This window comes from Nocardia sp. NBC_01503 (assembly GCF_036327755.1).
Taxonomy (GTDB): Bacteria; Actinomycetota; Actinomycetes; order Mycobacteriales; family Mycobacteriaceae; genus Nocardia.
This window is the reverse complement of record NZ_CP109596.1, coordinates 4,250,047-4,265,679: the sequence shown is the minus strand read 5'-3', so window position 1 is coordinate 4,265,679 and position 15,633 is coordinate 4,250,047. Positions and strand designations below refer to the sequence as shown.

The following is a 15,633-nucleotide window of genomic DNA, read 5'->3' as shown; positions in this document are numbered from 1 at the left end:
ATGACCAGACCCGATATCGCACCCGGCCCACGCCTGCCCATCGGAGTCCGCCGCTATCGCGCCGATGCCGCGGCCATCATGCGCGAACTGCACCGTGAATACGGCGATATCGCCCGTTTCCGGGTCGGACCGCAGCTCATGCACCAGATCACCGGTCCGGCACTGATTCCGCAGGTGCTGCACGACAAGACGGGAGCCTATCGACGCGGCAAGGTCTACGGTGGCTTCGAACTCTTCTTCGGCAAAGGTTCACTGACCACCGATGGTGAGCAGTGGCGGACCCTGCGCACCGCGGGCCAACCCTTCTTCCGTGCGGGATACCTACGCCCCAATGTGCCGACCATCGCCGCGGTGGTGCGGGATATGTTCCAGCGCTGGGAAGACGCTGGAACACAGGGTGAATCGGTCGATATCGTGCCGGAGATGATGCGGCTGGCCTTCGAGGTGGTCACCCGGGTGCTCTGCGGTATCGATATGAGCGATCGGGCGACGAAGGTGGTGCCGACCATTCGAGAGGTGCTCTCCGCCATGTTCCCCGGCAGCCCGGAACAGCTGCTACCGACCTGGCTACCCGGGCCGGTACGGCAGCGGGTACGCAACACCCAGGCGGTGCTCGACGGGGTGGGAAGCTCCCTGATCACGGCGCATCTGGAGGGCGGGCTACCACCGGATCGCTTGGTGGGCGGGCTCTTCGACGCCATCGATCCGGCGACGGGAGCCCCGCTGACCCGGCGGCAGATCATCGACGAACTGAAGACCTATCTGCTCGCGGGCCATGAGACCACCGGCTGCGGTCTGGCCTGGACCCTGCACGAATTGGCCGCACATCCCGAGGTGGCCGCGCGCCTGGCCGCCGAGGTCGACCAAGTGCTCGACGACCGCACACCGGAGGCGGCGGATCTCGCTCGCCTGCCCTATCTTTCGCAGGTGGTGGACGAGGCACTGCGGCTACACCCGCCGATTCCGATGTTCCCGCGCGAGACCACCCGGGAGATAGAGATCGGCGGCTACCGAATCCCGGCCGCCACAACGCTTTTCATCAGCTCCCACACCGTCCACCACGATCCCCGGCACTGGCCCGATCCCGATGCCTTCGATCCCGATCGCTTCGCACCGGACCGCCCGAAACCCCTGCCCTACACCTACTTCCCCTTCGGCGGCGGCGCGCGCCGCTGCATCGGAGCGCCCCTGGCGGAGCTGGAGATCCAGGTGGCGGTGGCCATGATCCTGCAGCGCTACCACCTCGAACCCCAGCCCGGACACCCGGTCCGGGAGCAGTCCCTCATCTCCCTGCGCCCGCGCTTCGGACTACCGATGATCATCACCAGGCGACAGACCCGAGTCGATCGATGAACAGGCGTTCGGCTATCTACCGGTTGGTCAGGCCCCGGGTAAGGAGTGACGGCTGTGAAACAGGGACGGCCCGCCGGAACACTCCGGTGGGCCGTCACTGTCATATGTCGGGCATGCGCCTCGAACTAGGCGGCGCTTCCGCTCGCCTGCGACATGATCGTGGTGAAGATGTTGGCGATAACTTCGAGCAGTTCCATCGGGGACCTCATCAAGCTGGAAAGTGGGCCACCGCAGCCTCATCGACTCCCGTGTACGGCGGGTGTCCGGAGGGTGAAGAGCCCGGGGCGTTCTGCACACATGCGGCAAATGACTGATGTGACCGAATTTGTGTAACGCCCCTCACATACCGCTGTTACCGTGGCGCTACCCGCCGCGCGCGAGGTGGTGGGCCGCACACTCTCTCGGAGGTGGTCGAGATGGCCTCGGTTCTATATTCGGCACAGCGCCGGATCACCCACGGCGCCGAGGCGCTCCGGGGCTTGAAAACCTTGCGGGACAAGGGAATCACCGATCCGCGCAAGCCGGTGGAGACACTGCGCACCATGTACGAATCACAGGTCTTCGGACCACCCGCCACCGCCCTGCGTCATGCCGCGCGGGTCTGGCCGGACAATCCCGGAATCGCCGATGAGCGCGGTGAGCTGACCTATCGGGAGCTGGACGAGCAGTCGAACGCGGTGGCGCGCGGACTCCAGCGCCTGGGCGTCACCCCGGGCACGGTGATCGGCCTGCTCGCCCGAGATCATCGCGGCCTGATTCTCGCCATGGTCGCGGCGGGCAAACTGGGCGCCCGTGTCGCGCTGATGAACACCGGCTTCGCCAAACCGCAGTTCGCGCAGGTCTGCGAGCGCGAGAACGTGAAGGTGGTACTGCACGACAGCGAATTCCTCGGCCTGCTCGACGCGCTGCCCGCCGAGCTGCCCCGGGTACTCACCTGGGTCGACGACGATGCCGAAATACCTTCCGGCACAGCAACACTCGACACCTTGATCGCGGCGAACGCCAAGGCCGCACTGCCCAACCCCAAGAAGCCGGGCGGGGTCGTCATCCTCACCAGCGGCACCACCGGTCTGCCCAAGGGCGCACCCCGCGACAAGACCTCGCCACTTGCCACCGTGCAGATGGTCGACCGCATCGACTTCCCCGCCCAGGGCACCATGGTCATCGTCTCGCCGATCTTCCACAGCACCGGACTCGCCACCTGGTTGGTCGGCACCGGCCTGGGCAACAAGGTGGTGATGGCGCGCCGTTTCGACGCCGAGCGCACGCTGTCCCTGATCGCCGAGCACCGCGCCGACATGCTGGTCGCGGTGCCGACCATGCTGCATCGAATGGTGGAGCTGGACAAGGAGATTCGCGATAAGTACGACATCTCGGCACTGCGCGGGATTGTGATCGCGGGTTCGGCGCTCTCCCCGGAGTTGTCGATCCGCGCCGCCGAGGCGTTCGGCCCGGTGCTCTACAACCTGTACGGGTCCACCGAATGCGCCATCGCGACCGTCGCCCGGCCGGAGGATCTGGCCGTCGCACCGGGCACCGCGGGCCGCTCCCCCACCACCTGCGAGGTGGCGCTCTTCGATGAGGACGGCAGGCGGATCCGGGCCAAGAATGTCACCGGCCGCATCTTCATTCGCTCCGGTGCGCCGTTCAAGGGCTATACCGACGGACGGCATAAGCAGATCATCGACGGCTATATGTCCAGCGGCGATGTCGGCCACTTCGATGATCGCGGACTGCTTTTCGTGGACGGCCGTGATGACGACATGATCGTCTCCGGCGGTGAGAACGTCTTCCCGCAGGAGGTGGAGAACCTGCTGCTGGAACGCCCCGATATCTTCGACGCGGCGGTGGTCGGCGTGGACGATGTCGAATTCGGTAAGCGGCTGCGGGCTTTCATCGTGCCCGAACCCGGGCAGCGGCCGGAGCCGGACGAGATCAAGGCGTATGTCAAGGGCAATCTCGCTCGCTACAAGGTTCCCCGGGATGTCTTCTTCCTCGATGAACTCCCCCGCAATGCCACCGGAAAACTACTGCGCCGGGTACTGGTCGAGTACGAGGAGCCCGCTCACCCCTGATGTCATCCGCGCCACGACCTGGGCGGTTTATGCGCTACCGGCGGTACCAGAGACCTCAGCCACATCCGCGGCGAGGGTGCTTGCTAGGGTTAGCAGTGCACTGGATCTCGAGGTTGCGGTCCGACAGCCGACTCGTCCGGCAGGGGATCGCGGAAGGTTGTACCCATGTCACTAGCCCTTCCGTCGGCAGGCACGGTTCTTCGCAAAGCGGGTGATGCGGCGCTCAGCGTCAATGCCATGGTGCGCGGGGGTTTGTTCAATCCACTGCGCCCGGATCAGGCGGTGCGGTCGGCGGTCAATGTGCTCAAGTTCGGGCCCTTCGCGGGCGCGGTCGTGCACGCCGCCAATACCAATCCCAAATCGGCGGCGATCGTCGACGAGCGCGGTGAGTTGACCTTCGAACAGCTGGACAAGCAGTCCTCCGCTTTCGCGCGCGGACTCGCGGCGCAGGGCTTGAATCCCGGTGATGTGATCGGCGTACTCGCCCGTGATCACCGCGGCATGGTGCTCACTCTGGTCGCCGCCGGCAAGCTCGGCGTGCGCGCGGTGCTGATGAACACCGGTTTCGCCAAGCCTCAGTTCGCGGATGTGGCGGCGCGCGAGAAGGTCAAGGCGGTGCTGCACGACAGCGAGTTCTTCGATCTCATGAGCGCCATTCCCGAGGACATCCCGCGCATCCTGACCTGGGTGGATGAGAAGGACAATGCCGACCCGTCCATTCCCACCATCGATTCGGTGGCGGCCGGGCAGTCCACCGCGGCGCTGGCTCCGCCCGAGAAGCCGGGCGGCATGGTCATTCTGACCAGCGGCACCACCGGCACCCCGAAGGGCGCGCCCCGCGATAAGGTCAGCCCCTTCATCACCGCGCAGTTCCTGGATCGAATTCCCATGCCGCGCAACAGCACCGTGGTGATGGCCGCGCCGATCTTCCACGCCACCGGGCTCTCGCAGTTCACCATCTCCATCGCGCTGGGCAATCGAGTCGTATTCCAGCAGCGGCGATTCGATCCCGAGACCACCCTGGCCAATATCCAGAAGTTCCGGGCGCAGGGCCTGACCGTCGTCCCGACCATGCTGCAGCGCATTCTGGATCTGCCGCCCGAGATCCTCGCGAAGTATCAGCCGTCCGAGACGCTGCGGGTGCTCTTCGCCGCCGGATCGGCCATCCCGCCGGATGTGGTCACCCGCACGCTGGACTACTTCGGCGATTCGCTCTACAACGTGTACGGCTCCACCGAGTGCGCGGTCATGACCGTGGCCACCCCGTCCGAACTGCGTAAGGCGCCGACCACCGCGGGTAAGGCTCCGGTCGGTATCCGCATCGCGCTGTACGACGAGAACCGCAAGCGCATCTCCGCGCCGAATGTGACCGGCACGATCTTCATCGAGAACGGGCACTCGTTCAAGCAGTACACCGACGGGCGCACCAAGGAGTATGTGGACGGGCTCATGTCCAGCGGCGATGTCGGGCACTTCGACACCGACGGCCTGCTGTTCATCGATGGACGCGATGACGACATGATCATCTCCGGCGGCGAGAACGTCTTCCCGCAGGAGGTGGAGAACCTGCTCTCCAACCGCCCCGATGTGCTCGAGGCGGCCGTGGTCGGCGTCGAGGACCGCGACTTCGGAAAGCGGCTGCGCGCCATTGTGGTTCCGGGTCCGGACTCCAAGCGCGATGTGCAGGAGCTCAAGGATTATGTGAAGGAGAACCTGGCGCGCTACAAGGTGCCGCGCGAGGTGATCTTCCTCGATGAACTCCCGCGCAATGCCACCGGCAAGCTGTTGCGCAAGCCGCTCATCGAAATGAGTGTTCCCACCGAGTAATTCCGGATGGCGGCGAGTATGCCGGGGCGGAGAATCGGCCCCGCATTCTCGGCTATTATCAGCGCGTGAGTTTCGAGTCCGGCCGGTCCACGGCGCATATCCGCAGTGATGCTGCGGTATTGCGCGGTGGGTCGGCCGGTTCGATTTCCGGGGCGCTGGCGGTCGCCGCGCACGGTTGGATCTCCGGGGCCGCGCCCTTGGAATCCAGTGCGCTGACGCTGCTGGTCGCCGCCTCGGCGGCGGTGGGTGCGCTGGTCGCCGGTATCGGCGCGCTGCGCACCACCCGGCTCGGACTCGTGGTCGCGCTGATCGGCGGGCAGTTGCTCGGCCACTTCAGCATGATGTGGGGGTCACCTGGCAGCAGCGGGCAGCACCATCACCACGCCTCCATGTGGAGCCCGGCCATGCTGGCCGCGCACGTCTGCGCCGCCGGTGTTGCCGCGGTATTGATTCTCGGAGCCGAGGCCGCCTATCGGATAGCCAGCACAGTGCTGGATTGGGCGCTGCCCGTACCCATCGCACTGCCGGTCCTGACCGGACCGCCGCGGTTGCCGATCGCGTATCGCGATCGGGTCGTGCTGCGTGTGCTCGCGGCCGATGCCTTCCGGACCCGTGGTCCACCCGCTTTCGTTCGAGTCTGAATTCACCTCTCCTCGAACATCGGAAAGTCCGCTCGTGACAATCACAGAGAGCGGTGCCGTCGACGCGGCACCGCCTATTTCGCCTGCCCGGAATTCGGAATCTCCCCCACCCGGGGAATCGACAAAACGCAGTGCGGGCAATGCCATTCAGGCGTTGCTGCTGCGACTGCATTTCTATGCCGGTGTATTCGTCGCACCGTTCATTCTCATTGCCGCGGTGACCGGTGCGCTCTATGCGATGTCACCGACGCTGGAGTCCATTACCGATCGCGGTCTGCTGCACACCGAGTCGACCGGACCGGCGAAGCCGCTCGCCGAACAGGTCGCCGCGGGCACCGCGGTGCGACCGGGCCTGCCGCTGATCGCGGTCGCGCCCGCGCAGCACACGGGTGACACCACCCGGATCATCTTCGGCGATCCGACACTCGGGGAGTCCGAACGGCGGGCCGTATTCGTCGATCCGGTGACCGCGAAGCCGGTGGGCGACAGTGTCGTCTACGGCAGTTCGGGTGCGCTGCCCACGCGCACCTGGATCGATCAGTTGCATCGGGATCTGCACCTGGGCGATTTCGGTCGCTACTACAGCGAGATCGCCGCGTCCTGGCTGTGGGTGATCGCCCTGGCCGGGCTGGTGCTGTGGATCCGCCGGGTGCGGGCGCGCCGCGAGAAGCGGTCGGCGGGCTGGCTGGTGCGGCCCGATCGATCCCGGCCGCGGGCGCGCGCGCTGAATTGGCATGCGGTGGTGGGTATATGGATTCTGCCGGTGCTGCTGCTGTTGTCGGCCACCGGTATGACCTGGTCCAAGTACGCGGGTGAGAATGTCACCAAGCTGCGCGAGGAGCTGAGCTGGACCACGCCCGCCGTCACCGCCAAACTGCCGGGTTCCACCGGTCCGGCCATGCCCGCCGGTGGTGAACACGACGGTCACGGCAGCGCCGCGCGGAGCACCGCACCGGCGGCGAACAAGGCCGCGCTGGTCGACACCGTGTACGCGGTGGCGCGCGCCAACGGGCTGGAGGGGCCGCTGGAGATCAGCGTTCCGGCCACGGACGACACCGCCTTCGTCGCCAAGGAACTGCGCCGGCCCGGTGTGCTGACACTGGATTCGATCGCGGTGAACGGCAGCACCGGCGTGGTCACCGATGCCCTGCGGTACTCGGACTGGCCGCTGGCCGCCAAGCTGACCAACTGGGGCATCCAATTCCATATGGGGTTGATGTTCGGGCTGCTGAATCAGCTACTGCTGCTTGCCATCATGATCGGCCTGCTCACCGTGGTGGTACGCGGTTACCTCATGTGGTGGCGACGGCGGCCGACCAAGGAGGCCGGCAAGGTGGCGCTGGGTAAGGCGCCGCGCCGCGGCGCGCTGCGGCAGACACCACTCATCGTGCTGACGCCATTCCTGGCGGCGGCAGCCGTGGTGGGCTGGTTCGCGCCGATGATCGGCATTCCACTGCTCGGTTTCCTGGTCCTGGATGTGCTGGTGGGCTTGGTATCCCGCCGCCGCGCCACCGCCTGATATTCGAATCCCGCTGAGCGGCAAAGCCATTGGCCGTGCCGTCGGTACCCCATATCTTCACCCGGATCCCGACGGTCGGGATTCGGATTCTCCGTGCGGAACCTGACCCGCACTGACACAAGGATTTTTCATCTCATGAAGCTCAACACGTTCGTCGCGTCCACCGTCATCGTTTCGAGCGCGCTCGGCATCTGCGCCGGGAACGCGCAGGCCGACGCACCGGACACCGCGATCAACTACACCGTGACCAACTCCGAGACGAACTCGATCGTTCGCACCGATGCCGGTTCGATGGTTGTCGAGGACGGCGTATTCAAGGTGAAGGCGACCGATGGCACCACCCTCGCGGGCACCGAATTGTCTTTCCGCGTAGACGATTTCGTCTTCCCCATCGCGGCCGAGATCAAGGACCGGGTTGCCACCCTCACCCCCCAGTTCGATCTCGCGCACGCCGAGTACAAGCCGGTCGCCCTCCCCTTCGAGGACAAGGCCCCCTGGAAGACCGAGTTCGACCGCGAGCAGGCCGCCTGGAGCCGCATGACCTCCACCATGGGCTTCGGTGCCAGCATCGGCACCCTGGTCGGCGGTATCGGCGGTGCGGCCGTGGGCTGCCTCATCGGCGGCGCCACCCTCGGCACCATCACCGGCGCGCTGACCGCGATGTTCGGCGCACTCGGCGGCGTCGCCGTCGGCTGCATCGTCGGCATGAGCGTCATCGGGTTCCTGGGCACCGTGGCTGGTCAGATCCTCGTGACCGCGCCCGTCGCGATTCTCGCCGCGGCACAGTACTTCACGACGATCAACCAGCCGTTCAACGCTCCGGCCAAATAACCGGATTCCGAACCGGTCCGAAGCGGACGCCATCGTCCGCTTCGGCGGGTGCTCGGCCACCCTCAGCGGGCGGGATGCACGTGTGCGCGCATGCCGTGTGGGCCGAACAGGATGAGTAGTTCGACCGGACCGCCGTCGGCACTGCCGAGCCAATGCGGTTGGGAGGTGTCGAATTCGGCGACCTCACCAGGTGGCAGGGTCAGGTCGCGGTCACCGAGGACCAGGCGCAGGTGGCCGTTGAGGACATACAGCCATTCGAAGCCTTCGTGGGTCTGGGGTGTCGGTTCGAGTGGTTCGGACTGCGCGGGAAGGATCATCTTGAAGGCTTGAATGCCGCCCGGGCGGCGGGACAGCGGGATGAAGGTCATCCCGTACCGCCGGATCGGCTTCAGATGGATACGCGGGTCGCCGGTGTGCGGGGCCCCGACGAGATCGTCCAGCGGGACGTCGTAGGTGCGGGCCAACGGCAGCAGCAATTCCAGGGTCGCCCGGCGCTGCCCGCTCTCCAGCCGGGACAGTGTGCTCTCCGAAACCCCCGTGCGAGTGGCGAGTTCGGCGAGGGTGAGGCCGCGGGCGCGGCGCAGGGCGCGCAGTCTCGGTCCTACCGCGTCGAGTACGTCGCCGGTTTCACGATCCACGGGGACATCTTGCCGGAACAGCAAGATCGCGTGCCAAAGGGTGGTGGACCTGGCGACGATGAGCCCGTGACCATCACAATGCCGAAGCCCGGGTTCGGCCGATTCGCGCACGCGGCGGTGAGCATCGTGCTCGCCCTGCTGATCGCGACGGGCGCCACCGCGTGTACGCCGACCACGCCCGATATCGCGCCCTACGCAACCGCGACCGCGGGAAACCCCGCGTTCGAGAACACCTTTCGACATGAGTTCGCCGAGGTTGACGGTGTCCGTATGCACTACGTGGCCGGGGGCAGCGGATCACCGGTGGTCTTGATCCACGGTTGGCCGCAGACCTGGTTCGGTTGGTGGCCGATCATGCCCGCGCTCGCCGAACAGCACACCGTGTACGCGATCGACCTCCCCGGGCTGGGTGACAGCAGCGGATCGCCGACCGGCTATGACAAGGCCACGCTGGCCCGTTATGTGCACACCCTGATCGCCGACCGGCTCGGCATACGAGATGCCAGGATCGTCGGGCACGACTTCGGCGCGGCCGTCGCGTTCGAGTACGCCGCGCAGTTCCCCGCCGATACCGCACTCCTGGGCTACCTCGACCTGCCACTACCCGGACCCGCGATCGACGCGGCGACCTACCGCTCGCTGAGTTGGCATATCGCCTTCCATTCTCAACGGCGCGTCCCCGAAGCGGTTGTCGGCGAACATGTTCGGGAGTATCTGGCGCTGTTCTATCCGCAGGTTTCCTACGGCGGTTCGGCCTTCGGTGGCACCTCGGATCGATCTCCGTTCACCGACGCCGAGGTCGACGAATTCGCACGCACCTACAGTCGGCCCGAGGTGCTGACGGGCGGCTTCGAGCTCTACCGAGCCCTCGACAATGATGTGCGGGACACGGTGGCGGCGGCGCCGACACAGGTGCCGACCCTGCTCATGACCGCGCAGGGGCAGCTCGACGCGGTACGGGCCACCGTCTCCCCGCGCATAGCCAATATCGTGCGGGCGGTGGACGTCCCGCATGCGGGGCATTGGCTGGTCGAGGAGAATCCGCGGTTCGTCACCGCGGAGCTCCAACGCTTCCTCGCCTGATATGGGATGGCGGACGAATCCGCTATCCGAACAGCTGCCAGTGCAGTGCCCAGGGAAGAAAGGCGAGGCCGGTCAGCAGCAGTGCGGTGAGTTGAATGCGTTGCGCGCCGGGGACCTTGCTTCTCGCCCGGGACCAGTGGGCCGCCACGGCGATGACCGATACCAGCACCGCGACCGCGAGTAGGCGGAGCAGCAGCCAAGGCAGGGGCTGACCGGATATGACTGTGCCCAAGGATATTCGCGTACCCGTCGCCAACACCCAGATCACATAGCCGACCGTGCCGAGCACCGTCAACAGTCCCAACGAGGACAGCGCGCGGGCGGAGCGGCGGAGCGGGCGTGGCAGTTCGGAGGGGCCGCGCCGCAGCAGTATTCGGGCGAGTGCCGCGAGAGCGGGCAGCGCGAAGCCGAGCAATAGCACTGCGAGCGCGGCGTATTCGTAGCCGGGCCGACCGACCGGGGCGACGGTGCCCGCGGCCGGATGTGGAGCCTGCGCGGCGCTCGACGGCGGGGCTTGGCCCGCGGCGACCCGATGTACCCAGTCGGTGATCACGTCGGCGTAGCCCGGGACCAGTTCACCGAGTGGTTTGCCCTCGAACAGGTCCCCGCCGACGCGGTCGAAACCGTCGGTGCTGCGGTGTCCGTTATGCCCCGCTCCCGGAACGAAACCCGTAGTGACGGAGTTGTTTCCGGCCCGCGCCAGTTCCCGCTGAAAGACCTCGGCGCTCTCGGCCGCGGGCACCTTCACATCATGCTCACCCCACAGCGCGAGCACGGGCACCCGCACCCTGGACAGCACCGCACCCGGATCGAAATCCGCCTCGGGAAACACTCCGGTCCCATCGATGAACTGCGCGCCCGCCCCCGCGACCGCATCGGGTAGTGATCCCGAAACCCCCTGATGCGCCAGCTGATTACGCAGATACCAGGTCTGCGTGCGCAGCGGGCTGCGCCCGGAACCGCCGATGGTCACCACATACGCGATATCGCCGGAGCGCGCCGCCGCGAGCGGTGCGACCCAGCCTCCTTCACTGAAGCCCCACAACCCGACCGAAGTGGGGTCCACATCGGCCCGCTGCCGCAGCACGGTAACCGCCGCGACCGCATCATCGGCGAGCACGGAGAAGTCGCGATGGTTGGTCGAGTAACCCACCGTGCGCTTGTCATAAACCAGCGTGGTGATCCCCGCCGCCGCGAAAGCCCGTGCCTCCATGGAGTATTCATCGCGCGGCCCCGCCCCCGACCCGTGCACCAGCACAATCCCCGGATGCCTCCCCGGGTCAGCGGGCCCGTACACCGTGCCGTGCAGCATCACCCCATGACTTTCGAACGACACCTCCGACAGCACCGTATTCGCCTGTGCCGGTTGCGCATCCGCCACCGATGACGTCACCCCCATCCCCACCGCCGCAACCCCGAGAACCATTAGCAGACCCGCGAGCCCGCGATGCAATACACGCATGACCGCAACGTATCGGCCGATTTCTCATCGGCCATCACCCTGCGGTATCAGACCACCCAGCAAAAGCGAAACAACATCATTTCAATTCTCCTGCGGAGGTTGACCATCGGCCGCTACTGTCCCGACCCGAAGGGTTCAATGGAGAAAATTGGAGGGGTACCGCTGTGATTTTCAGAAAATCACTGCTGTTCGCGCCTGTCTTGGCACTGACCACCGTGATGTCCGCGGTGTCCGGTGCGGGCACGAGTAGCGCCGACGATATGTCGCTTTATCATCCCAGCTCGGGCTGGGCGCAGAGCCTGATGGGACTGGGGAACGTCACCTCCACAGGTGCGGGGGTGACGATCTACGTCATCGACGGCGGGATGCGGGTCGACCTCCCGGAGTTCGGGGGTCGCGCGTCGATCGCGTACGACTACTACGACCAGGTCAACAAGTCCGGAAATTACACCTACGCCAACGGCGTGGACGACCATGCGACGCAGGTCGCGGTCGCCGCGGCGGGATCCACCTGGGGAATTGCCAAGCAGGCCACCATCAAAGCCGTGAAGGTCAGCAACTGCGCAGGCGATTGCTACGACATCAACGCCGAGATCGCCGGAATCAATTGGGTGAAGGACAATCATCAGGGTCCTTCGGTAGCGGTGATCACGTCGAATACGACTCGGCTGAATGATTCGTCGGAGGCATTGCTGAACGCCGTGAACGCACTCGCCGCGGCCAATGTGTTCGTCGCGGTCTCGGCCGGAAACGTCGATACCGCAGAACTGGCGCCCACCCCGACCTACAACGCGTGCTTCAACCCACCGGCCAATGCGGCGGGTCCGATGGTCGTCGCCGCCAGCGATGCCAGCGATCTCGATGTGTGGAGTGAGATCACCCCACCGCACCCGCCGACGCAGCAAAAGATCTGGACTTCGGCGTACGGCGGCTGCGTCGACATCTTCGCGCCGGGCCAATGGATCGATACCAAGTTCACGACCGGCGCGGACACAATCCAATCCGGCACCTCGTTCTCCGCGCCGTATGTGGCGGCCGCGGGCGCGCTGTACAAGCAGAAGTTCGGCGATGCCGCATCGCCCACCATCAAATCATGGCTGATACAGCATGCGGCCCCGATGAATCGGCTGCACGCCAGTTGGATCTACGGCAGCGACCCGAACGCTCGGTTGAACCTCAACGGCCTCTGATCAACTGGGAGAATTCATGAACATCGCATACTCGCGCAGCCGACGCCTAGCTGCCGCAACACTTTTCGCACTTGTCGGCGCCGCGGCCCTCGCCCCGCAGGCCATCGCCCAGGTCGACAACGTCAAACCCCCGGCCGAGACGTACGGCAAGTACCCGTGCGTCGTGCAATGCCAAATCACCGCACACGTCTCCGGCCCCGATGCCAACGAGCCGGTGACCTTCTCCGTCAACGGCAAGGAGATCGGCACCGCCACACCGAAACCCGAGAACGGCGACAAGGGCAAGCTGACCGCCTCGATCGAGTGGGCCGCCCCCTCGAACGGCGACTTCGTCATCACCGCTTCCCAAGGCGCGGACAAGAAGTCGAAGTCGACCACCTACACGGTGAATGTCGACGTGTCCGAGACTTCCAAGAAGAAGTAGGGCGTACCGAGCGGACGGCGAGACCTACTCGGTGTCGTCGTCCGCGCCGGTGAGTTGGGGGACGGGGCGGAGGCGGACCCAGGCGAAGAAGATGAGGCCCACGACGGTCATTCCTATTCCGGCCCATAGGTTTACGTTGATGCCGCCGGTTTTGGCGCGTTGGAAGTCGGTGCTGTAGGCCAGGCTCACGACTATGAGGATCACGCCGTAGCAGGCCAGGAGCCCGCCGACGATGGTGCGGATGTCGAACAGCATTTGACGCCTTTCCTATCCGACGAAAATGTTGAGGAGGATGACCATTACCAGGGCGATACCGGCGAGCAGGGCGGGGCGCTGGTACCAGGGGAGGGTGGCGGCGTCCGCGTCGGTGCGCATGGCCTTGGGGGTTTCGGAGTAGACCAGGCCGACCAGCTCGGCGACCGGTTTGGGTTTCGACACCTGGGTGACGATGACGCTGATGACGATGTCGACCACGAAGGCGATGCCCGCCGCCACGAAACTCGTTCCCTGGCCCGACAATTCGAAGACATGCGCCTTGCTCAGAATGAAGATGAAGATGGCGGCGGCGGTACCGCAGACCAGGCCCACCCAACCCGCTGCGGGCGTCATGCGCTTCCAGAACATGCCGAGGATGAAGGTCGCGAACAGCGGCGCGTTGAAGAAGCTGAACAGGGTCTGCAGATAATCCATCATGTTGGAGAAGTTGCCCGCGATGAAGGCGGTGCCGACCGCGCCGAGCGTCGCGCCCACGGTGGCCAGTCGGCCCACCGAGAGGTAGTAGTGGTCGGGGCGGTCCGGCTTGATGTACCGCTGCCACAGGTCGTAACTGAAAACCGTATTGAAGGCGGAGACATTGGCGGCCATACCGGCCATGAACGCCGCCAGCAGTCCGGCCAGCCCCACCCCGAGCAGACCGTTGGGCAGCACATCCTTCATCAGGTAGAGCAGCGCCTGGTTGTAGGTGACATCGCCCTTGTAATCCGGATTCGCCGCCACCTGCGATTTGAAATCGGCGATCTGCGGCACCAGCACCGCGCTGATCATGCCCGGAATGACGACGATGAAGGGAATGAACATCTTCGGATACGCGCCGATGATCGGAGTGCGCTGCGCCGCCGAGATCGAATGCGTGGCCAGCGCGCGCTGCACCTCCACGAAGTTGGTGGTCCAGTAGCCGAAGGACAGTACGAAGCCCAGACCGAAGACGATGCCGACGACCGAGGCGATATTGTTCGTGAACCCGGTGAGCTCATTACCCGGCCAGGCGTGCAACTGCTCCGCCCCACCCGGCCCCTCGATCACCCTGTCGCGCAATCCATCCCAGCCGCCGACCTGGTGCAGGCCGACGATGGTGAGCGGCAGCAACGCCGCCACGATGATGAAGAACTGCAGCACCTCGTTGTAGATGGCAGCGGACAATCCGCCGAGGGTGATGTACGAGAGCACGATGGCCGCCGCCGCCAGCACCGATACCCAGAGCGGCCAGCCCAGCAGCACATTCACAATGCTGCCCAGCAGGTACAGGTTCACCCCGGCGATGAGCACCTGGGCGACGGCGAAGCTGAGCGCGTTCACCAGATGCGCGCCGGGACCGAAGCGCCGCAGCATGAACTCGGGCACGCTGCGTACCTTGGAGCCGTAGTAGAACGGCATCATGACTATGCCCAGGAAGAGCATGGCCGGCACCGCGCCGATCCAGAAGTAGTGCATGGTCGGCATGCCGTACTCCGCGCCATTGGCGGACATACCCATGATCTCGACCGCGCCCAGATTGGCGGAGATGAAGGCCAGGCCGGTCACCCAGGCCGGTAGTGAACGCCCGGAGAGGAAGAAGTCGATACTCGACGACACTCGTTGGCGGGCCAACCAGCCGATACCCAGGACGAACGCGAAATAGATTGCGACCATCGCATAGTCGATGGGATCGGCATCCAGTCGCAGCTGTGCCGAGGCCACTGCGGTGGCAGCGGGCAGGCTGGCGTCGAACGGCATACGGCTCTCCTGTCGAGAAGATCACGAGATGACGCGGGCACGACTGTAGCGCGCAATACTAGCGGGGTGTTCGCTGACGCCTGGGAGGCGCGGCCCGGCAATTACTCGTGTTCGTTGATTACCAGGTCCAATGCGGTACCTCACGCAATGGATGAAGTTGCTCGTCGGTTTCCGCATGCGAGTTCTGCTGTGCGACCCGCGCACCGAACTCGACATGCTGACGCACGGCTTCGCGGAACTTCTCATCGGCGGGCAGACCCGCCTCGTCCAGGGATTCCAGATAAACCTCGACGAAGCGTTGCCGCTGCTCATCGGTGATCTTCAGGCCGCGATGCCGGTCGATGAGGTACGCGAATCCCAGTTCGCGGCTGAAACGGCCTGGGCCACCGAAGGATTCGGCGGTGAACCAGGTCAGATGATCGACGTGGGTGGGCCGGCGTTCGGGAAAGACCTGACTCAGCACGGGGTCGGCCAGTGCCTTGTCGTAGAAGATCTCCTCCAGGCGGTGCAGGGCCTCATCGCCACCGGCGAATTCGTACAGGCTCTCCATGGGCTCGCTCGTTCCTGGTATGCGAGTGGATCTGACCGGTATTCAGGC

General features: G+C 65.5%; 14 protein-coding genes. 9 read left to right on the top strand and 5 right to left on the bottom strand.

What is annotated here, in order from left to right; all coding sequences use genetic code 11:
• The 6 genes from OHB26_RS19175 (at window position 1) to OHB26_RS19150 (ending at window position 8,246) form a co-directional block, all read left to right on the top strand.
• On the top strand, window positions 1-1,353 hold the full coding sequence (locus tag OHB26_RS19175) for a cytochrome P450 (protein ID WP_330178650.1): 1,353 nt from the start codon (window positions 1-3) through the stop codon (window positions 1,351-1,353).
• Between the two features lie 416 nt (window positions 1,354-1,769).
• Complete coding sequence (locus OHB26_RS19170; RefSeq protein WP_330178649.1) at window positions 1,770-3,428, top strand: acyl-CoA synthetase; 1,659 nt, start codon at window positions 1,770-1,772, stop codon at window positions 3,426-3,428.
• Window positions 3,429-3,593: 165 nt separating this feature from the next.
• Window positions 3,594-5,255, top strand: a complete 1,662-nt coding sequence (locus tag OHB26_RS19165) for an acyl-CoA synthetase (protein WP_330178648.1) — start codon at window positions 3,594-3,596, stop codon at window positions 5,253-5,255.
• 65 nt (window positions 5,256-5,320) lie between these two features.
• A complete protein-coding gene (locus OHB26_RS19160; protein WP_330178647.1) occupies window positions 5,321-5,896 on the top strand; it encodes a hypothetical protein in 576 nt (191 codons plus the stop codon).
• Between the two features lie 34 nt (window positions 5,897-5,930).
• A complete protein-coding gene (locus OHB26_RS19155) occupies window positions 5,931-7,415 on the top strand; it encodes a PepSY domain-containing protein (RefSeq protein WP_330178646.1) in 1,485 nt (494 codons plus the stop codon).
• A 135-nt stretch (window positions 7,416-7,550) separates the two neighbouring features.
• The gene (locus tag OHB26_RS19150) at window positions 7,551-8,246 is read left to right on the top strand and encodes a hypothetical protein (protein WP_330178645.1); all 696 of its coding nucleotides are present in this window, start codon (window positions 7,551-7,553) and stop codon (window positions 8,244-8,246) included.
• Between the two features lie 62 nt (window positions 8,247-8,308).
• Here OHB26_RS19150 and OHB26_RS19145 read toward each other — a convergent pair whose 3' ends face one another.
• The gene (locus OHB26_RS19145) at window positions 8,309-8,884 is read right to left on the bottom strand and encodes a helix-turn-helix domain-containing protein (RefSeq protein WP_330178644.1); all 576 of its coding nucleotides are present in this window, start codon (window positions 8,882-8,884) and stop codon (window positions 8,309-8,311) included.
• Window positions 8,885-8,950: 66 nt separating this feature from the next.
• On the opposite strand from OHB26_RS19145, the gene OHB26_RS19140 reads away from it, so the two are divergent.
• Window positions 8,951-9,967 (top strand): alpha/beta fold hydrolase, encoded by a 1,017-nt coding sequence (locus OHB26_RS19140; RefSeq protein ID WP_330178643.1) that lies wholly within the window; start codon window positions 8,951-8,953, stop codon window positions 9,965-9,967.
• Window positions 9,968-9,989: 22 nt separating this feature from the next.
• On the opposite strand, the gene OHB26_RS19135 is transcribed toward OHB26_RS19140, so the two are convergent.
• A complete protein-coding gene (locus tag OHB26_RS19135; protein WP_330178642.1) occupies window positions 9,990-11,429 on the bottom strand; it encodes an alpha/beta hydrolase family protein in 1,440 nt (479 codons plus the stop codon).
• A 164-nt stretch (window positions 11,430-11,593) separates the two neighbouring features.
• On the opposite strand from OHB26_RS19135, the gene OHB26_RS19130 reads away from it, so the two are divergent.
• Window positions 11,594-12,619, top strand: a complete 1,026-nt coding sequence (locus tag OHB26_RS19130; protein ID WP_330178641.1) for a S8 family serine peptidase — start codon at window positions 11,594-11,596, stop codon at window positions 12,617-12,619.
• A gap of 16 nt (window positions 12,620-12,635) precedes the next feature.
• A complete protein-coding gene (locus tag OHB26_RS19125) occupies window positions 12,636-13,043 on the top strand; it encodes an Ig-like domain-containing protein (RefSeq protein ID WP_330178640.1) in 408 nt (135 codons plus the stop codon).
• A 24-nt stretch (window positions 13,044-13,067) separates the two neighbouring features.
• Here OHB26_RS19125 and OHB26_RS19120 read toward each other — a convergent pair whose 3' ends face one another.
• From OHB26_RS19120 to OHB26_RS19110, 3 genes are all read right to left on the bottom strand, one after another.
• Window positions 13,068-13,298 (bottom strand): hypothetical protein, encoded by a 231-nt coding sequence (locus OHB26_RS19120; protein WP_067566280.1) that lies wholly within the window; start codon window positions 13,296-13,298, stop codon window positions 13,068-13,070.
• A gap of 12 nt (window positions 13,299-13,310) precedes the next feature.
• A complete protein-coding gene (locus OHB26_RS19115) occupies window positions 13,311-15,035 on the bottom strand; it encodes a sodium:solute symporter family protein (protein WP_330178639.1) in 1,725 nt (574 codons plus the stop codon).
• 118 nt (window positions 15,036-15,153) lie between these two features.
• Window positions 15,154-15,585 (bottom strand): group II truncated hemoglobin, encoded by a 432-nt coding sequence (locus OHB26_RS19110; protein WP_330178638.1) that lies wholly within the window; start codon window positions 15,583-15,585, stop codon window positions 15,154-15,156.
• Between the last annotated feature and the right edge of the window lie 48 nt (window positions 15,586-15,633).

Coding starts and splice junctions, on each gene's coding strand:
- OHB26_RS19175 (WP_330178650.1), top strand. CDS start 1: ATGACCAGACCCGATATCGCACCCGGCCCACGCCTGCCCATCGGAGTC.
- OHB26_RS19170 (WP_330178649.1), top strand. CDS start 1,770: ATGGCCTCGGTTCTATATTCGGCACAGCGCCGGATCACCCACGGCGCC.
- OHB26_RS19165 (WP_330178648.1), top strand. CDS start 3,594: ATGTCACTAGCCCTTCCGTCGGCAGGCACGGTTCTTCGCAAAGCGGGT.
- OHB26_RS19150 (WP_330178645.1), top strand. CDS start 7,551: ATGAAGCTCAACACGTTCGTCGCGTCCACCGTCATCGTTTCGAGCGCG.
- OHB26_RS19135 (WP_330178642.1), bottom strand. CDS start 11,429: ATGCGTGTATTGCATCGCGGGCTCGCGGGTCTGCTAATGGTTCTCGGG.
- OHB26_RS19125 (WP_330178640.1), top strand. CDS start 12,636: ATGAACATCGCATACTCGCGCAGCCGACGCCTAGCTGCCGCAACACTT.
- OHB26_RS19120 (WP_067566280.1), bottom strand. CDS start 13,298: ATGCTGTTCGACATCCGCACCATCGTCGGCGGGCTCCTGGCCTGCTAC.
- OHB26_RS19115 (WP_330178639.1), bottom strand. CDS start 15,035: ATGCCGTTCGACGCCAGCCTGCCCGCTGCCACCGCAGTGGCCTCGGCA.
- OHB26_RS19110 (WP_330178638.1), bottom strand. CDS start 15,585: ATGGAGAGCCTGTACGAATTCGCCGGTGGCGATGAGGCCCTGCACCGC.